Source organism: Anaerophaga thermohalophila str. Valhall (genome assembly GCF_000250735.1).
Classification (GTDB): Bacteria; Bacteroidota; Bacteroidia; order Bacteroidales; family Marinilabiliaceae; genus Anaerophaga; species Anaerophaga thermohalophila_A.
Genome location: NZ_AHZV01000023.1, coordinates 1 through 17,291, shown reverse-complemented (window position 1 = coordinate 17,291; position 17,291 = coordinate 1). Strand labels below are relative to the sequence as shown.

18 protein-coding genes are annotated in these 17,291 nt (G+C 42.5%); 17 read left to right on the top strand and 1 reads right to left on the bottom strand.

What is annotated here, in order from left to right:
* Positions 1–686, bottom strand: a 686-nt coding sequence (locus OQ5_RS0100955) for an SIR2 family NAD-dependent protein deacylase (protein ID WP_016775696.1), incomplete at its 3' end; no start/stop codon positions are given.
* A 180-nt stretch (positions 687–866) separates the two neighbouring features.
* Here OQ5_RS0100955 and dnaG point away from each other — a divergent pair.
* The 17 genes from dnaG (at position 867) to OQ5_RS0100860 (ending at position 16,742) form a co-directional block, all read left to right on the top strand.
* Complete coding sequence (dnaG, locus tag OQ5_RS0100950; RefSeq protein ID WP_016775695.1) at positions 867–2,828, top strand: DNA primase; 1,962 nt, start codon at positions 867–869, stop codon at positions 2,826–2,828.
* Between the two features lie 23 nt (positions 2,829–2,851).
* Positions 2,852–3,334: a pyridoxamine 5'-phosphate oxidase family protein gene (locus OQ5_RS0100945; protein WP_016775694.1), complete on the top strand. Its 483-nt coding sequence runs from the start codon at positions 2,852–2,854 to the stop codon at positions 3,332–3,334.
* Positions 3,335–3,337: 3 nt separating this feature from the next.
* Positions 3,338–4,570 (top strand): nucleoside recognition domain-containing protein, encoded by a 1,233-nt coding sequence (locus OQ5_RS0100940; RefSeq protein WP_016775693.1) that lies wholly within the window; start codon positions 3,338–3,340, stop codon positions 4,568–4,570.
* 60 nt (positions 4,571–4,630) lie between these two features.
* A complete protein-coding gene (locus OQ5_RS0100935; RefSeq protein ID WP_255297328.1) occupies positions 4,631–5,410 on the top strand; it encodes a DUF2797 domain-containing protein in 780 nt (259 codons plus the stop codon).
* Between the two features lie 35 nt (positions 5,411–5,445).
* The gene (locus OQ5_RS0100930; protein ID WP_016775691.1) at positions 5,446–5,649 is read left to right on the top strand and encodes a hypothetical protein; all 204 of its coding nucleotides are present in this window, start codon (positions 5,446–5,448) and stop codon (positions 5,647–5,649) included.
* 689 nt (positions 5,650–6,338) lie between these two features.
* On the top strand, positions 6,339–6,851 hold the full coding sequence (locus OQ5_RS0100920) for a YfiR family protein (protein ID WP_016775689.1): 513 nt from the start codon (positions 6,339–6,341) through the stop codon (positions 6,849–6,851).
* A 222-nt stretch (positions 6,852–7,073) separates the two neighbouring features.
* Positions 7,074–8,834 (top strand): methyl-accepting chemotaxis protein, encoded by a 1,761-nt coding sequence (locus OQ5_RS0100915; RefSeq protein ID WP_016775688.1) that lies wholly within the window; start codon positions 7,074–7,076, stop codon positions 8,832–8,834.
* 111 nt (positions 8,835–8,945) lie between these two features.
* Positions 8,946–9,275 (top strand): hypothetical protein, encoded by a 330-nt coding sequence (locus OQ5_RS0100905; RefSeq protein ID WP_016775686.1) that lies wholly within the window; start codon positions 8,946–8,948, stop codon positions 9,273–9,275.
* Positions 9,276–9,279: 4 nt separating this feature from the next.
* Entirely contained in the window at positions 9,280–9,645 is a 366-nt protein-coding gene (locus OQ5_RS0100900) for a response regulator (protein ID WP_016775685.1), read from the top strand.
* A gap of 81 nt (positions 9,646–9,726) precedes the next feature.
* Positions 9,727–10,074, top strand: a complete 348-nt coding sequence (locus OQ5_RS0100895; RefSeq protein WP_016775684.1) for an Hpt domain-containing protein — start codon at positions 9,727–9,729, stop codon at positions 10,072–10,074.
* A gap of 42 nt (positions 10,075–10,116) precedes the next feature.
* Positions 10,117–12,204: a chemotaxis protein CheA gene (locus OQ5_RS0100890; RefSeq protein ID WP_016775683.1), complete on the top strand. Its 2,088-nt coding sequence runs from the start codon at positions 10,117–10,119 to the stop codon at positions 12,202–12,204.
* A gap of 10 nt (positions 12,205–12,214) precedes the next feature.
* Positions 12,215–12,664, top strand: coding sequence for a chemotaxis protein CheW (locus tag OQ5_RS0100885; protein WP_016775682.1), 450 nt, complete (start codon positions 12,215–12,217; stop codon positions 12,662–12,664).
* Between the two features lie 39 nt (positions 12,665–12,703).
* Positions 12,704–13,177, top strand: a complete 474-nt coding sequence (locus OQ5_RS0100880) for a chemotaxis protein CheW (RefSeq protein WP_016775681.1) — start codon at positions 12,704–12,706, stop codon at positions 13,175–13,177.
* A gap of 13 nt (positions 13,178–13,190) precedes the next feature.
* Positions 13,191–14,066 carry a CheR family methyltransferase gene (locus OQ5_RS0100875; protein WP_016775680.1) on the top strand — a complete coding sequence of 292 codons (876 nt, stop codon included), beginning with the start codon at positions 13,191–13,193 and terminating at the stop codon, positions 14,064–14,066.
* A gap of 99 nt (positions 14,067–14,165) precedes the next feature.
* The gene (locus tag OQ5_RS0100870) at positions 14,166–15,065 is read left to right on the top strand and encodes a sensor histidine kinase (RefSeq protein ID WP_016775679.1); all 900 of its coding nucleotides are present in this window, start codon (positions 14,166–14,168) and stop codon (positions 15,063–15,065) included.
* A gap of 12 nt (positions 15,066–15,077) precedes the next feature.
* Positions 15,078–15,551 carry a chemotaxis protein CheD gene (locus tag OQ5_RS0100865; protein WP_026055053.1) on the top strand — a complete coding sequence of 158 codons (474 nt, stop codon included), beginning with the start codon at positions 15,078–15,080 and terminating at the stop codon, positions 15,549–15,551.
* Between the two features lie 111 nt (positions 15,552–15,662).
* On the top strand, positions 15,663–16,742 hold the full coding sequence (locus tag OQ5_RS0100860; protein ID WP_016775677.1) for a protein-glutamate methylesterase/protein-glutamine glutaminase: 1,080 nt from the start codon (positions 15,663–15,665) through the stop codon (positions 16,740–16,742).
* Positions 16,743–17,291 lie beyond the last annotated feature (549 nt).

The window sequence follows — 17,291 nt, the reverse complement described above, 5'->3', positions numbered from 1 at the left end:
CTATTTTTCAGCAAAATCTCCTTTAACTTTTTCATCCCGTTAGTTGCTTTGTCTTTTATTACAAGAATCCGGGGAGATGATATATATTGCGGCGATCCGGGATCAACAATGTAAACCGGAACATTTTTTCCGGCATAATGCAAAAGGCCGGCTGCCGGATATACAGACAGAGACGTTCCGATAACAATGAAGATGTCTGCTGCGGAGACTATCTCAGCAGCTTCTTCAATGGCCGGAACAGGTTCCCCGAACCATACAACATGGGGACGCAATTGCGAGCCTTTTTCGCAGAGATCACCTTCTCTAAGTTCCCAGTGTTTAAGCTCATATATCAGATTCGGGTCGACCGTACTTCTGGCTTTTTTTAATTCGCCGTGCAGATGCAATACATGAGAGCTGCCGGCACGTTCGTGCAGATCATCTACATTTTGGGTTACTATTTTTACCTCGAAAAATTGCTCAAGTTCTGCAATGATCTTATGAGCATCGTTCGGTTCGGTCTCGAATAATTGCTTCCTGCGCTGATTGTAGAATTCCAGAACCAGTTTCCTGTTGTTTTTCCAGGCTTCGGGCGAGGCTACCTCGGTAACATCATATTGATCCCACACTCCGCCCATATCGCGAAAAGTTTTTATTCCGCTTTCAGCACTTATGCCTGAGCCCGAAAGAATAACTAATTTTTTCATAATACTGCTTTGCGATTGAAGATCATTTCAACTTCAAAAATGGGCAAAATTTTCTACCTTTGAAACGAGTCCCCGGTAATCGGGTCGAGTTCCATTAGGCCATAAAAATCAAATTTTATACTAATGAAACGAGCATTGCAAGGTATATTAAAAAAAGGGTTTTAAAAGTGACAAGCAGGTATGATTGATAAGGGCACAATAGACCGTGTGATGGAGACCGCGCAGAGCCAGATTGTCGAGGTAGTTTCGGAGTTTGTGAATCTTAAGCGCAGAGGGGTCAATTATATCGGGTTATGCCCTTTTCATAATGAGAAAACACCTTCTTTTATTGTCTCTCCACACAAAGGAATTTTTAAATGTTTTGGTTGCGGAAAGGGGGGCAATGCGGTAAACTTCCTGATGGATCATGAGCAGATTTCTTTTGTCGAAGCCATTAAAATCCTCGGCAAGAAATTTCATATTCCCATTGAAGAGAAAGAACTGACACCTGAAGAGGTGGCCCATCAAAACGACAGAGAGAGTATGCTGGTGGTCACCGGCTTTGCAGCCAAATATTTCGAAGAAAGGTTGCACAATTCCGACGAAGGAAAATCTGTCGGATTGAGTTATTTCAGAGAACGGGGCTTCCGCGATGATACCATTAAAAAATTTCAGTTGGGATATTCTCCCGATTCAAAGGATGCTTTTACCAGAGAAGCTCTTCAAAAAGGATTTAAACTCGATTTTCTTGAGAAAACCGGACTTACGATTGTCAGGGACGACTATAAAGCCGATCGTTTCAGGGGACGGGTCATTTTCCCGATACACAGTCTGGCAGGTAAAGTAATCGGATTTGGTGGCCGTGTTCTTCGTACCGATGCGAAAACAGCCAAGTACCTGAATTCTCCCGAATCGGAAATATATCATAAAAGCCATATTCTTTACGGGATTTATCAGGCCCGCCAGGAGATTGCCCGCCAGGATCGATGCATCCTTGTTGAAGGCTACACCGATGTTCTGGCTTTCCATCAGGCCGGTATCAGCAATGTTGTAGCTTCTTCCGGCACCGCGCTGACGCCCGGACAGATACGGCTCATTGCCCGTTTTTCGAAAAATCTGACCATTATTTTTGATGGTGATGCAGCCGGGATTAAGGCTTCTTTGAGAGGGATTGACCTCGTTCTCGAAGAGGGCCTTAATGTAAAAGTACTTTTGCTCCCCGATGGAGAAGACCCCGACTCTTTTGCCAAAAAACTTGGTGGCGAAGCACTTCGCGAATACATCAAAAAGCACGAAACCGATTTTATTAGGTTCAAGACCGGCCTGCTGATGGAAGAAGCAAAAAACGATCCGGTGCAGCGTGCCAGGCTCATTCAGGATATTGTCCATTCTATTTCGGTGATTCCCGACTCCATTACCCGCACCGAGTATGTAAAAGATTGCAGTAACCTGATGAAAGTGGAAGAGCAGGTACTTTTCATGGAGATTGGAAAACTTCGCCGAAAAAAAACGGAGAAGGAGGCAACCAGAAACAACAGCTATTATGGCAGGAATAATGAAAGAACACCTTCTTCGGGAAATGTTGTTGAGAAGGCAGCAGTTATCTCTTCCAATCCTTTTGAAACGGAAGAAAGAGAAGTATTGCGGTTTTTAATGAAATACGGTGATCTTGATCTTGGCGAATTCGATTTTGAGGAAGGAACCCGGAGCGTTACTGTTGGAGAATATATTATTTCAGAACTAAGACAGGACGATCTTGTGAGTGTGAATCCCCTTTACAATCAAATTATGAAGTTGTATGAGGAGAACTTCCGGAATCAGGGGTTTAAATCGTCTCAGTTTTTTGTTTCCAGTACCGACAGCCGGATCAGCAGTCTGGCCAGTGATCTTATTGCAAGAGAATATCCACTGAGCCGGATACACACAAAAAACGGACAGGTTGCAAAAGAGAGTGACCGGTTGGATGAACTGGTACCAAAAGTTGTTACTGAACTAAAGTGGAAAAAGGTTAAAATCCTCCTTGAAGACAAACGGAAACAACTAAAGACCGCCGAAGAAGCAGGCGATCAGGAAAAGTTTATGGAACTCCTGCAGGAAATCAACGGTCTCCAGCAGGCGTTTATTTATATTTCGAAAGAGCTTGGCGAAAGAACGGTAGTGTAGTTTTAAATCTAACCATCTGATATATGAGAACCTATAAACACACTGACAGGCAGTTTATCGATGCTGTTATTTCCGAATGCAAAATCTGCTTTGCCGGCGTGATCGATGAAAACGGTCTTCCTTACGTTATACCTATGAATTTTGGTTATCACAAAGGGGTCTTTTTTCTTCACAGTGCACCAGAAGGCCGTGCTATCAGGTCTCTTGAAAAGAATAATCATATATGTCTGACCTTCAGCTCGGGTGAAGAACTGGCCTGGCAAAATGCCGATGTGGCATGCAGTTACCAGATGAAGGCAAAAAGTGTGGTGGCGGAGGGCAGGGTCACTTTTATCGAAGATATGGAATTAAAGCGGCAGGCGCTCGATTATATAATGGCACAATACAGCGATAAGTCTTTTAATTACGGCGACCCGGCCGTAAAAAATGTGAAGATATGGCGTGTTGATGTCGATAATATTGGATGTAAGGAATTTGGCGCCCGGCATGATGCCTATAAAAAATAATTCATGGTACTAAACTACATCTGGATTGCTTTTTTTCTGATTGCCTTTGTTGTGGCATTAATTAAGCTTATTTTTTTTCAGGATATGGAAGTTTTTTCCAACCTGATGAATGCCACATTCGATTATGCCGGGACAGGCTTTGAAATATCTTTGGGACTTACCGGCGTTCTCACACTCTGGCTTGGACTGATGCGCATCGGAGAGAAAGGCGGAATGGTTACGGCCATGTCGAAAGTTATCGGGCCGTTTTTCAGGCGTATTTTCCCGACATTGCCCAAAGATCATCCGGCCTACGGGTCAATGATGATGAACATAGCTGCCAATATGCTTGGACTCGATAATGCCGCCACACCAATGGGCCTTAAGGCCATGAAGGAGTTGCAATCGGCCAATGATAAGAAAGACACGGCTTCGAATGCCCAGATTATGTTTCTGGTATTGAATACTTCGGGGCTGACCATCATTCCTGTTTCAATAATGGTGTACAGAGCCGAAATGGGAGCTGCCAATCCGGCCGATATCTTTCTGCCCATACTTCTGGCTACTTTTTTTAGTACAGTTGTGGGGTTGATTGCAGTAGCCATTGTACAAAAAATTAATCTTTTCAACCGGGTCGTAATTGGTTATCTCGGAGGTTTGTCGGTCTTTATCGCAGCGGTTATTTACGGATTGTCTTTACTCGACAGGGATGAGATAAGAATCGTATCCTTGCTGACAGCCAATATTATTCTTTTCTCTATCATCATCACCTTTATAGTTATGGCTGTGGTGAGAAAAGTAAATGTGTACGAAACGTTTATTGAAGGGGCGAAAGACGGATTTTTTATTGCCGTCAAGATCATCCCTTACCTGATTGCCATCCTTGTTGGTATTGGTGTTTTCAGGGCTGCGGGTGCAATGGAGATACTTATCAGCGGGATTGAATGGGTTGTTGCCGCTGCCGGGTTGAACACCGATTTCGTGGGCGCTCTTCCTACGGCATTAATGAAACCCCTTAGTGGCAGTGGCGCCCGTGGATTGATGGTCGATGCCATGAACCTTTACGGAGCCGATTCTTTCGTGGGACGTATTGCCAGTACCGTTCAGGGTGCCACCGATACCACTTTTTATGTAATTGCCGTCTATTTCGGATCGGTCGGTATCCGCAAAACGCGCCATGCAGTTACCTGTGGACTGATTGCTGATTTCGCAGGAATTGTTGCAGCCATATTATTGGGGTATCTCTTTTTTGGATAATGACATTTTTGTCGGAAAGAAATGATAATAAACATGACCTACGAGGGGAATTTAATAAAAATGAAGAGCCTGCTTCAAAATGGCGAAGCGGTTTATGAGCTTCATTTAGGCAATAGTGAATTGAATATAAATGCATTGTTGGGCAAATCTGTACAGATAAATTTCAAGGGCAGAATTAATTGTATCGCTTGTGGCAAAGAGACCCGGAAATCTTTCGGACAGGGTTTTTGTTACCAATGCTTTACGACTGCTCCGGAAGCCGATGAATGCATTCTTCATCCCGATCGTTGCATGGCTCATTTGGGTATTTCGCGCGACACAGAGTGGTCGGAGGCGCACTGCCTGCAACCTCATATTGTTTATCTGGCTGTTAGTGGCGGACTGAAAGTTGGCGTAACAAGATTATCTCAGGTACCTGCCCGATGGATTGACCAGGGAGCCACAAGCGCTATTAAAGTATGTCAGGTACCAAACAGACACATTGCAGGTGTTATTGAAACGTTCCTTATGCAGTCGTTTCGTGATAAAACCAACTGGAAAAGAATGGTGACCAATGAAGAGCTACCGGACTTTGATCTTAAAGCCCGGAAAAGAGAAGCTGTGGATTTACTCCCCGAAGAATTGAAGAGATATGTTTTAAATAATGATGAAGAGATATTTCAAATTCATTATCCCGTGCTTGAGTGGCCACAACATCCAAAACAGGTAAATTTTGACAAAGAAACTTCGGTTAAAGGAAAACTGACCGGTGTCCGCGGGCAGTATCTCTTTTTCGATAATCAGAAAATATTAAATGTTCGGAGATTTTCCGGCTATTTGGTTGAGATAACGCTTTCCTGACTTGTGAAGGCTCTACTCGCCCTTTCACTTTCCGATTGATTTTAATTGTTCCGGGAATTCCCGAAAGTTTGCTGCAGGAGTGCAACGAGGTTTCGGGGATCCCCGAAAGTGTGTTGCAGGGGTGCGACAAGGTTTCGGGAACTCCCGAAAGTTTGCTGCGGGGGTGCAACAAGGTTTCGGGAACTCCCGAAAGTGTGTTGCAGGGGTGTTTCAAGGTTTCGGGAACTCCCGAAGACTAATTGCAGGGGTGTTCTATGGTTTCGTGAGTATACGGAAATCTCCGCATCCGGGGTTATTATCTTAGCCGGTAACATCTTTGTAGAATTTTATTTCTTTAAATCTGAATTGGATCATCCTTATTTAGAAGTGTCGGTCCATAAAGTGCCATTTACTGTGTTACGCTCGTCCGAAAATTACTCATTTACGATGAGTAAACTCCGTATTTTCGGACTTCGCAAGCCTTGTAAATGGCACTTTCTGAACAGACACACATATTGTGCAAAATTTTGCGAGTTTAGAGACTTTTTAAAAAAATTGGGATTTAAAAGGAAACCAAAGTTAATTGTTTTCGTAGCAAAGGGATATAAATAATGCCAATTACAAGACAGGGTTTAATTTGTGTCTGTCCATAAAGTACCATTTACCGTGTTACACTTGCCGCCAAAATACTCATTTACGATGAGTAAACTGCGTTTTTGGCGGGTTCGCAAACCTTGCAACTGGTACTTTCTGAACAGATCACATATTGTGAGAATTTTTGCGAATTTACAGACATACACTGCTTTTACCAGTGTGTTTCAGCGTAATATAATTTATCCTGCATCGAACAGGCCTGCCGGAAGGCAGGTACTTAAGAAACTAACGGTTTATAGTAAGGACTAGCAGAGCAAATAATGGGTTATTTGAAATATTAACAATAAAAAAACAAATGAGAAAGATTTACTTGATTCTGGCACTGTTCCTTTTGGTGCCGTTTATGTTAGAAGGGCAGGTAGAGAAGTACAAAGCAGTTTTTACCCTCAATTTTATCCGCTATATTGGCTGGCCCGATGATGCCCGTCAGGGTGATTTTGTAATCGGGGTATTGGGCGATCCCGGTATTGCCCGAAGGATTCAGGAACAGTCAGCAGGGAAAAAGTTTGGTTTTCAGGATGTGGTGGTGAAAGAGTACCGGTCTGCCGATGAAGTAGAGAATTGCCAGGTGCTTTATGTATCTTCAAGGGCTCACTTCTCAAGAATTGCCGCTCAGATAAATCAAAAACTGGGAAGCAGTTCCCTGATAGTTGCTGAAGAGGAAGGAGCCACTGACCACGGGGCAATGATAAATTTTGTGATTAGAGATGAAGTTCTTAAGTTTGAAATTCATAAAGGAAATGCGTCACAGAAAGGGCTTCAGATAAGTTCACGCCTGGAAAATATGTCTTCAGCTATTGTTTTATAAAAGACAAACCGTTTCTGTAGACAAAGTACCCGGTCAGGGGATAACAACCGCCTCCGGGATTTTTTTTAACAGAATTCAGCCCGCCTGGCTCAAATCAAACGAGCATGAGAAAGATTGCCATAATAGGTTATTAGATTTTTAGATATAAGATTTAAGATGAAACGGCTCCGGGTAATCGGAACCAGTTCCGTCAGACCAATAACTTAGACTAATTTTATACTGATGAGATTGAAATATAAATTTAACATCGCCCAAAAGTTGATCGTCGGTTTCGGGTTGATACTCATAGTCATCATAGTCAATACTGTGCTGACTTTGGGAACACTAACGCGCAGTAAAAATCTGACAAATGATGTCACAAGTGTTTATTCGCCCAGTGTCGAAGAGTTGGGTGACCTGGGTATGACAATAACCCAGACCAAAATGCTTATAAAGAACTGGGTGTATATAGACCGTCAATCGGATACCCCGGACAAAGTCAGATTGCAGGAAATCCATGAAACCGAATTACCTGCGATTAAGGAAGAGCTTATGCAACTTTCGCAACAGTGGAATAACGAAAGCGAACGAGAGCAGCTTGAGAACATATTTCATAAGATCGATTCATTGTTTGCCATGCACAAGCAAATCATGGCTGTCTTAAATACTTTCGAAGCCTATGATGATCCTATGGTTTTGTTCGAAGTAGAGCCTATGGTGGTAGAAGGCGGTGATGTGATGAAACTGAGTGACGAGATCATCGAAGAGGTTTCTTCACTTGAAAAGAAATATTTGGCCAATTATGAGGCCTCTCTCAGTAATATGAATTCTAACTTTTCATCATTTACCTGGTTTACGACTATCATGAGTATTATATTGATAGCTGCCTCATTAATCATTGGTTATATTCTTTATTCTACCATTGTTAAGCCGCTTCTGAAAGGCGTTCAGTTTGCCCAGGCATTTGGAAAGGGTGATTTAACAGCACGTGTCGAGATAAGCCAGGATGATGAGATTGGAATCCTCGCCAGGGAATTGAGTTCAATGGCCCATAACCTTAAAGAGATTGTGGTCTCCATCAAACGCAATGCACTCGATTTGGTTCATTCCAGCGAAAATCTTCGAAATAGTTCTCATCAACTTTCCAGGGGATCGGCCGATCAGGCTGCTTCTGCCGAAGAGGTTTCCACATCGATAGAGGAGATGGTTGCTAACATAGACCAGAATACCGACAATGCGATCCAAACAGAAAAGATCACTGTTGATACCGCGAAAGAAGTCAATGTTGCCAATGAGTTATCGTCAGAAGCCGTTAAAGCAATGGAGGAAATATCGGAGCGGATTTCTGTTATCAGCGACATTGCTTTTCAAACCAATATTCTGGCATTGAACGCTGCTGTTGAAGCTGCCCGTGCCGGTGAACACGGAAGGGGCTTTTCAGTTGTTGCCGCAGAAGTGCGAAAACTCGCAGAAAAGAGTAAAGTGGCTGCCGATGAAATTGTTAATCTTGTTTCAAGAGGGCTGAAGGTTTCCAAAGAAGCAGGAGAGAAATCAAAAATGCTTGTTCCCGATATTGAAAAAACAACTCAGCTGATAAAAGAGATCGCTGCAGCCAGCATGGAGCAAAAAACCGGGGCCGACCAGATCAATCAGGCCATGCAGCAATTAAACATGATTACACAGGAGAATGCTTCCTCTTCCGATGAACTGACCCAGTCTTCAGAACAACTTTCCGAGCTTGCGGCCAATTTACAAAAGGCTGTCAGTATCTTCAAAATAGGAGAAGAGGTAATTAAACAAAAAGCTGAAGGGAATAAGACCGGACAAACACAAAAGCAGAAAGCAGGAAAAACTGCTGACGGAAATAAACAAACAGACGAAGCTAAAACAACTCAGGGAAAAAATAAAGAGAAACAAGGATCAAAAAAGGAACCCGGAACAAAGAAACCCGACCTCGGAAATCTGGGGAAAGAATTTGATCTTGATAATTATGAAAAATTTTAACGATTCCTGTTGGAGTATTCCGGGTTTTTTCGGGTTGCACACGGAGTCAGCAGCTCCCTTTGCATTAAAACAGGCTGATCCCGGCATAACGGGGAATTAATATTTTTAATTATGAAGAGCGATAATTTTACGGTTCAGGTTAAAGACAACGGTGAAAATCTTGAGCTGCTTTTTTCCGGCCAACTGACCATTAATTATATACAAAAAGTAAAAGAGGCAGTTGGAGAGCAGGTTAATTTTTCAAAAGATATTGTTGTCAGGGTAGATAATCCTGACAACCTGGACATTACCTTCCTGCAGCTGTTACAATCGATGAAGGCAACTACAGAGAAAAACAAACGGAAGTTTACGGTATCTGCTGATTTGCCTAATGAATTGGACAGCCTTGTCTCCAACGCAGGATTTTCAGATTTGTTAAATAGTAACCCTGTAAATAGTTAATCACATGGCAAAAACAGTTCTTATTGTTGATGATTCCGAAAGTATCCGGGAGGTGGTGAATTTTACACTCCAAAATGAGGGATACGATGTTCTGGTAGGCGTCGATGGCGACGACGCACTTCAGTTTCTTGATGGCCGCCCCATAGATATTATCATTACCGACCTTCATATGCCAAATATGGACGGACTGGAACTGATTCGAAGAGTCAGGGAGATGGATGATTATAAGCACATTCCTATTTTGTTCCTGACCACGGAATCGCAGGCGGCCAAAAAGATGGAAGCCAAACAGGCAGGAGCAACCGGCTGGATTATTAAACCATTTGTACCTGCAAAATTATTAAGTGCAATTTCAAGAGTTCTCCGCTAGACAAGCAGAAGGTTGGTCTGATTTGTTTTATCTGTCCGTCCGGGCCTGGCGGCAATTACAGATCAATAAAATACATTATCAATGACAGGTCAGCTTGAAGAAATAAAGAAGACATTCATTAATAATACCATTGAAGAGCTTTCGGAATTGAAGAAAAAGCTTGTGAAGGTAAAAAGTACAACTCCCGAAGATGTTGACCAAACGGAGTTGGCACAGGAGGTCTTTTTGCTCATGCACGGCATAACCGGTACGGCTCCTATGGTGGGGATTGATAGTATAGCATCCGTTTCCAGAAAGGTGGAAATGGCTTTTGATAAGATCAGGAAAGGGGAGAAAACATTCACCGGGCAGCTTAATGTTCAGGCCATAAGGGGGATTGACAGCATTCTTGACGAATTGCATGCCCAGTCCGAAAAAATTGCCTATTAGACAGAAGCGCCAATATATAATTGAGCGAAACCGCGTAAGAATATGATAGATAAATTTAAAGCCAAGTTTGTTGAAGAGTCTCTGGATAACGTGAACGACCTGGAGGAGGCTCTTTTTGCGCTCGAGAACGATATGCAGAGTAAAGACCTGATAGAGCGCATCTTCAGGGCTATGCATTCATTAAAAGGTGGTGGAGCCATGTTTGGATTCAATCATCTGAGCGATTTTACACACCATCTCGAAAATATTTTTGACAAAGTACGCAACAGCAAAATTGAAGTTACCCCCGACTTGATCTCTCTCACCTTTTCGGCTGTTGACGAGATTAAATATTTGCTCGAAAAAGGAGATTTGACCGCCAAAGACGATCTCGATGAATACAACCGGATGATGGGACAGATTCAAAACTTCCTGCAAGGAGGTGGCCCTGGCAACCAGGAAAGTATTTCTGCCTCTGATGATAACACGCCTGCTGGCGATTCCGGTGAAAAGACTTACCTCATCTCCTTTATTCCCGGAGAAGATTTGTTACAAAACGGAACAAATCCATTGTTCTTACTGGATGATCTTCATGCTTTAGGAAAAGGGCACAGCATTGTTTACACCCACAAAATTCCCTCTTTCGAAAACATTGAGTCTGAGAATAATTATTGCTTGTGGCAGATAATTCTTTCTACAAACGAGTCTGTCAACGAAATAAAGGATGTTTTCATATTTGTTGAAGACGAATGCGATCTTTCTGTTGAAGAATTGGGTAATGGCGGTTTTGAAATGACCCCTGCGGTAGAAAAATTTATCGAAAATGCCCGCAATTCTAACACTCTTATCAAAGTTTCGGATTTAAAAGTCCTGTTGAATAAGAATGAAACTGAAGGAAAAAAGACAGAACAGGGGCAGGAAAATACAGAAACGGACCAGGGCAGAAAAAAATCACAACTTAAAGAGCACAAGATATCCAGCATCAGGGTTGCTTCAAGAAAAATTGACGAGCTGGTCAATCTTGTTAGTGAACTGGTTACTACTCAGGCACAACTGAGTGTATATGCCGAAAAAAAGGGAGATAACGATATATTGGAATTGGCAGAGAATGTGCAGAAACTTTCGCGCCAGTTAAGAGACAATGCCTTCGAAATAAGCCTTATTCCAATGCAGAGCGAATTGATGAGGTTTCAGAGGCTTGTCCGTGATTTATCCAAAGAGCTCGGTAAAGAGATAGAGTTTGTTATCGAAGGCGGGGATATCGAGCTTGATAAAAATATTATTGAACACTTAACCGATCCTCTTCTGCATATTCTAAGGAACTCGGTCGACCATGGAATTGAAAAGCCCGATGAACGTGTTGCAGCAGGCAAATCACCTAAAGGGAATATTTATTTTAAAGCTTATCATGCCGGTGCCAGTGTTTTGATTGAAGTCACCGACGATGGCCGGGGTATCGACGTTGAAAGCATCAGAGCCAAAGCCGTCAGTAAAGGGATGATAGAGGAGAATGAGGAACTCTCGCACAAAGAGATTCTGAATCTTATTTTTCTGAGCGGGTTTTCTACCCGCGATACGGTTTCCGGTGTCTCCGGTCGAGGCGTTGGCATGGACGTGGTTCGAAAGAAAATCTCTGAAATACGCGGAGAAGTAACCATTGACTCTGAAGTAGGACAAGGCACTACCGTTACGTTGCGGTTGCCATTGACATTGTCTATAATTGACGGGTTACTGGTAAAAATCGGAGAAAATCAGTATGTAGTTCCCATCGCCTCTATCGAAAAAATATTTGCACTGGACAAGAGTCAGCTGAAAGACTCATTCAACAGGGTTGTTATTATCGACAATGAGCAGCTTCCTTATGTCGATATGCGCGAAATATTTAAGGAAGAAGTTAAAGAATCCGAAACGCCTCAGATGGTATTGGTCAGGCATGAAGAGCGTCGTTTGGGGCTGATGGTTGATGAAGTGCTTGGGGAACATCAAACTGTGGTGAAACCTATGGGACGTTATCTGACAAGTCATGAAGTGGTTTCAGGAGCCTCTATTTTGGGCGATGGTTCCATTTCTCTGGTCATTGATACCAACCGGGTATTGCAGCTAACTTCCACCGGGAAGTTTCGTGGGAAAACTAAAACATCAAAAGAATAAGGTATTTATTATGTCCGAGCAACAAGATAAGACCCTTTTATCATTCAGAGTGCATGATGAGTTTTTTGCTCTTGATGCCATGAAAGTCAATCACATCCTTGAAATTCCTAAAATTACAAGGGTTCCTAACACCCCACGTTTTATGAAAGGAGTGATTAACCTTCACGGCAACATTATTCCCGTAGTCGATCTGCGCGTATTAATGGGCTTTTCGGAAACGGAATACGACAACGACACTGCTATCATCGTCATAACACCCGACGATCAGCAGGACAGCAGTTTAGGCCTCATTGTCGACATGGTAAAAGAGGTAATAGAGGCAGACGGAATAGAGATGAAACCTACAGTCGTAGACATGGAAGAGAGTCATCTGAAAAATTTTCACGGAACATTCTCTTTCGACAATCAATTTGTTCATGTTATCGATATTGAGGAATTGGTAACGGCTGCCGAAATATAAGACAGGAGAAAATTTTGAACTTTAATATTAATTGTTTAGATGGATTCATATCTGACATTTAGGGTTGCAGAAGATGTTTTTGCGGTACATGTTTCCAGAGTAATGGAGATACGTGAATATGAGAGCCCCAAACCTGTTCCGCAAAAGATTGAGTTTGTTTCCGGGCTGATTGAGTTTCGTGATGAGGTAATACCGCTCATTAACACCGGGATCAAATTTAGCTTAAAACCCGTGGAAGCATCTCAGAACGCGGTAATTGTGGTTCTTGATTTGAAAAAGGCTGAAGAGGATCAAACATTCAGGGTTGGAATTATGACAGATGCCGTCTCCGATGTTATCGAGATTCCCGGGGATAAATTGAAACCCATTCGTCAGGAATACAAACCCGGGTATATTGCCGGTACTTTTAATTATGAAGGCACATTTGTGCTGGTACTCGATACCGACAAAGTGTTTACCGGTGACGAAGTCATTGAAATGGATAAAATTCTGTCGAAAGCCAAAAAGAAGTAGAGAGCTGTTGAAAATGCCGGAAGAGAAAAGTTCTGAAAATAAGGGGTTCGATTGTTTTAAAGCCGAATTGTCTGAAAAAGATTTTCAGGCTTTCAGCAGGTATATTTATTCGGAGTATGGAATAAAGATGCCACCGGTAAAAAGGATAATGCTCCAGGGGCGCTTATTGAAAAGAATCCGGGAGCTGAAGATGAATTCTTATTCCGAGTATCGCGACTTCTTTTTCAGTAAAGAAGGACAGCAGCAGGAATTACTGAATTTTTTGAATGTAATAACAACCAATAAAACCGATTTTTTCAGAGAACCGGTACACTTTAATTTTTTAAAGGATAATGTTCTTCCCGCATTTGTTGAAGAGGAAGGTTCAGGACGGATTTTCAAGGTCTGGAGCGCAGGCGCCTCAAGTGGCGAAGAAGGATATACCATAGCAATTGCGCTGAATGAGTTTAAGATGGCAAACCCAGGGTTTCGTTACGAAATTCTGGGTACCGATATCTCCAGTCAGATGCTTGAAACCGCGGCAAAAGGGGTTTACAAAGAATCGAAGATCGAAATGGTTCCGGTAGAGCTGAAAAAACGGTACTTTTTAAGGAGTAAAGACAGAACAAACCCGACGGTGAGGGTGATCCCCGATTTACAACAGAACATGAGACTGAGGTATCTGAACCTGATGGATCAGGTTTACAATGTTGATGATGATTTTGATGTTATTTTTTGCCGCAATGTTCTGATTTACTTCGACAGGGTTACTCAGGAGAAAGTTATCAACCGTCTGTGCAGGCACTTAAGGCCAGGCGGCTATTTTTTTATTGGTCATTCCGAGTCGCTTTCGGGCATGGATGTGCCGCTTAAACACGTGAAACCGACCATTTTCAGACGAATGGGATGAATATCGGAATTTAATGATTTTCAATATATTTGTGCCCGATTAGAGACAGGGTATTGAGGATGTTAGAAAACTATGATGACGCTTTTTAAATAATGCATTATGACAAACATCAGTGACAGACAGCTTTTAAAAGAAATAAGGGAAAGGCTTAACGAGCGAAAAAAATACGAGCAGGAGGTGCAGATGCTCACCAGGGAATTGCAGGAGGTTACCAAGAAACTTAGAGAATCGGAGGCCTTGAAGAGCCATTTTATTTCTAATATTTCAAATGAAATTGTAAACCCGTTTACTTCCATTCTCGGGTTGTCTAAATCCATCCTTTCGGTCGAAAAGAACGATTGGAAGAAAGTGGTTTCTATGGTAGCCCTTATCCATAGCGAAGCTTTCAACCTGGATTTTCAGCTGAGGAACATCTTTGTGGCAGCCAAAATTGAAGCAGGCGAGGTCGTCCCGAATATCTCCAAAGTTAACATCAGGGGTGTTATTCAGAGTATTATCGATGCTTTTAGCCTGGTAGCCCGGAAAATGGGAATTGTAATAGAGTTTGAATGGGAAATTGAATATGGCTTTGGGAAGAATTTTTACTTTAAAACCGATAGTGAGAAAATTAAACTGATATTGAGTAACTTGCTTAACAATGCTTTAAAATACAGCTATAAAGACAGCAAGGTAATAATCAGGGTTTGGGCCGACGAAGAAAAGCTCAGTTTTTCTGTCCGGGACTTTGGTACCGGCATATCAGATAAAAACCAAAAAATCATATTCGAACGTTTCAAGCGGCTGGATACCGGCATTAACTCCATTAACCGTGGTCACGGGCTCGGACTTTCTATTACAAAAGCTCTCCTGGATGTTTTGGGGGGAGATATTGAGATTGAAAGTCAGAAAGGTGAAGGATCGACCTTTACCATTCATCTGCCTGAGGCAAAAAATGTTGTTGAAGGTTTTAGCGGTGAAGGAAATGACATCTTTTTTGACGATGGTGATGAGATTTTTTAAGGTTTTTATTAAATGGAGCAACAGTATTCACAACATTTTTTATATCCATCCACGTTGTTTGCCAGTAAAGAGCCGTATGTGGTGAAAACCATCCTCGGGTCGTGTGTGGCTATCTGCCTGTGGGACCCGCATACAAAGATAGGAGGGATCAACCATTATATGCTCCCTACCTGGAATGGTAACGATTTGGCCTCTCCGAAATATGGAAATATCGCCATTGATAAGTTACTTGAACGCATGGTGCATCTGGGAGCCAAACGTGAAAATCTGAAAGCCAAAATTTTTGGCGGAGGAGAACTCATCGAGAGCGGAGCAAACGGGACATTGATTGGAGAACGCAACATAAGGGTGGCTCGCTTGATCCTCGAGGAGAAAAAGATACCGGTGGTAGCCTCCAGCACAGGAGGACGAAAAGGGCGGAAAATTCTTTTTTTTACCGATACCGGAGAGGTGCGACATAAATTTTTGGACAAAAAGGAACAGTAGCTCAGGATATCAAAATCCCGGTTCGAAGTTTATTCCCCCGGCGATGTTTTATTCCTGCCCTGCTTTTTAAGAGGTTGATTTCTGCAACTCTGAAGAATAAAAACTGAACGAATGGACAAAAAGATCCGGGTATTAATTGTAGACGATTCGGCAGTTGTAAGGCAAAGTCTGTCTGCCATACTGGAATCGGATCCCTACATTGAGGTTATGGGAACTGCGGCTGATCCTCTTATCGCTGTCAAAAAGATTATGAAGGAGGTCCCCGACGTTATTACCCTGGATATAGAAATGCCCCGGATGGACGGACTCACTTTCCTCAGAAAAATTATGTCGCAGCATCCGATCCCCGTTGTTGTAATTTCTTCGCTTACCACTGAGGGAACCGAAACTGCAATGAAAGCCCTCGAATACGGCGCTTCCGAAATAATCGGAAAGCCGGCAATGAATGCGGCCCAGTTTATTAATGAGTCCAAAATTCTATTATGTGATGCTGTAAAAGCGGCTTCTCAGGCCAAGCTTACCCGGCTTAAAATCAGCAACACCCCGCAGGTAGAATGGATTGCCCCTAAATTTTCGGCAGATGTTATTTTGCAAAAAAGCCTTTCCTACAAAAAGATTATTAATACAGAGAAAATTATTGTGATGGGGGCGTCAACCGGTGGTACCGAAGCCATCCGTTCTTTTCTGAAAGGGCTTCCGGCAAAAATGCCCGGCATAGCTATCGTACAGCACATGCCAGAAGGGTTTACCCGCTCATTTGCCAAAAGCCTCAACACTCTGTGTGACCTCGAGGTAAAAGAAGCTGAGAATGGTGATAAACTCTATCAGGGAAGGGTGTTGATTGCACCCGGGAACTACCACATGCTGCTTAAACGCTCGGGTAAAGAATACTCCGTTGAAGTAAGAGAAGGACCCCTGGTCAACAGACACCGACCTTCGGTTGATGTTCTCTTCAGGTCGGCCGCCCGTTATGCCGGACAAAATGCCATGGGAATACTATTGACCGGTATGGGGAATGACGGTGCCAGGGGACTACTGGAAGTGAAGGAAGCCGGTGGTACTACCATTGCACAGGATGAAGCTTCATCGGTGGTGTTTGGTATGCCCAGGGAAGCTATTAAATTAGGTGCTGCCCGCGAAGTTTTGCCGATTGATAAGATGGCGCCATGGATTATTAAAAATTTCATATGATGAGTCTGTTCCTGAAAAAACCTGTTTTTGCCAGAGTTGTCTGGCTGAGCATTCGCTGACAGAACTAAGCTAAGGGTTAATGAGAATTTTTAAATATTCGGTACTACCCTTATTTTAGTGGTTAATATTTGTAGAAATATAGTTTATAAATGTGGTTGAAATATTGTTGAAAAAAACAAAATACAACATATAAGCTACTTTAAACTATATTTTAACTACATATAAACAAACACTGCTGTCCGACTAAAATGAAACGGATTTAATGAAATCCTGTTTTTATGTGCGTTCCGAATACTTTTACATAGTTCAGGGGTAGGTTCGCATCAAAGAAATTACGTTAAGAAAATCAGATTGTTTTTCGTTAAGAAACGAGCCTGCGAGTTCACCGAATGCCTTTGAAAGCAAACACGATAATGAGGTAAATCCGAATTGTTTGAGCGAAGCGAGTTTTCGGATTTTAGAAAAACAATCTGATTTTTAGGAATTTCTTTGCGCGACGGCTATTTTTTAGCATAGCTGAATTTTGCTGCGTTCGGCATTGACACAAAC

Excerpts from the sequence above, each read along its gene's own strand:
- OQ5_RS0100905 (WP_016775686.1), top strand. The coding sequence starts at position 8,946 with ATGAAGAGCGATAATTTTACGGTTCAGGTTAAAGACAACGGTGAAAAT.
- OQ5_RS0100945 (WP_016775694.1), top strand. The coding sequence starts at position 2,852 with ATGAGAACCTATAAACACACTGACAGGCAGTTTATCGATGCTGTTATT.
- OQ5_RS0100940 (WP_016775693.1), top strand. The coding sequence starts at position 3,338 with ATGGTACTAAACTACATCTGGATTGCTTTTTTTCTGATTGCCTTTGTT.
- OQ5_RS0100890 (WP_016775683.1), top strand. The coding sequence starts at position 10,117 with ATGATAGATAAATTTAAAGCCAAGTTTGTTGAAGAGTCTCTGGATAAC.
- OQ5_RS0100865 (WP_026055053.1), top strand. The coding sequence starts at position 15,078 with ATGGAGCAACAGTATTCACAACATTTTTTATATCCATCCACGTTGTTT.
- OQ5_RS0100880 (WP_016775681.1), top strand. The coding sequence starts at position 12,704 with ATGGATTCATATCTGACATTTAGGGTTGCAGAAGATGTTTTTGCGGTA.
- dnaG (WP_016775695.1), top strand. The coding sequence starts at position 867 with ATGATTGATAAGGGCACAATAGACCGTGTGATGGAGACCGCGCAGAGC.
- OQ5_RS0100920 (WP_016775689.1), top strand. The coding sequence starts at position 6,339 with ATGAGAAAGATTTACTTGATTCTGGCACTGTTCCTTTTGGTGCCGTTT.
- OQ5_RS0100885 (WP_016775682.1), top strand. The coding sequence starts at position 12,215 with ATGTCCGAGCAACAAGATAAGACCCTTTTATCATTCAGAGTGCATGAT.
- OQ5_RS0100895 (WP_016775684.1), top strand. The coding sequence starts at position 9,727 with ATGACAGGTCAGCTTGAAGAAATAAAGAAGACATTCATTAATAATACC.
- OQ5_RS0100870 (WP_016775679.1), top strand. The coding sequence starts at position 14,166 with ATGACAAACATCAGTGACAGACAGCTTTTAAAAGAAATAAGGGAAAGG.
- OQ5_RS0100860 (WP_016775677.1), top strand. The coding sequence starts at position 15,663 with ATGGACAAAAAGATCCGGGTATTAATTGTAGACGATTCGGCAGTTGTA.
- OQ5_RS0100915 (WP_016775688.1), top strand. The coding sequence starts at position 7,074 with ATGAGATTGAAATATAAATTTAACATCGCCCAAAAGTTGATCGTCGGT.
- OQ5_RS0100875 (WP_016775680.1), top strand. The coding sequence starts at position 13,191 with ATGCCGGAAGAGAAAAGTTCTGAAAATAAGGGGTTCGATTGTTTTAAA.
- OQ5_RS0100935 (WP_255297328.1), top strand. The coding sequence starts at position 4,631 with ATGAAGAGCCTGCTTCAAAATGGCGAAGCGGTTTATGAGCTTCATTTA.
- OQ5_RS0100900 (WP_016775685.1), top strand. The coding sequence starts at position 9,280 with ATGGCAAAAACAGTTCTTATTGTTGATGATTCCGAAAGTATCCGGGAG.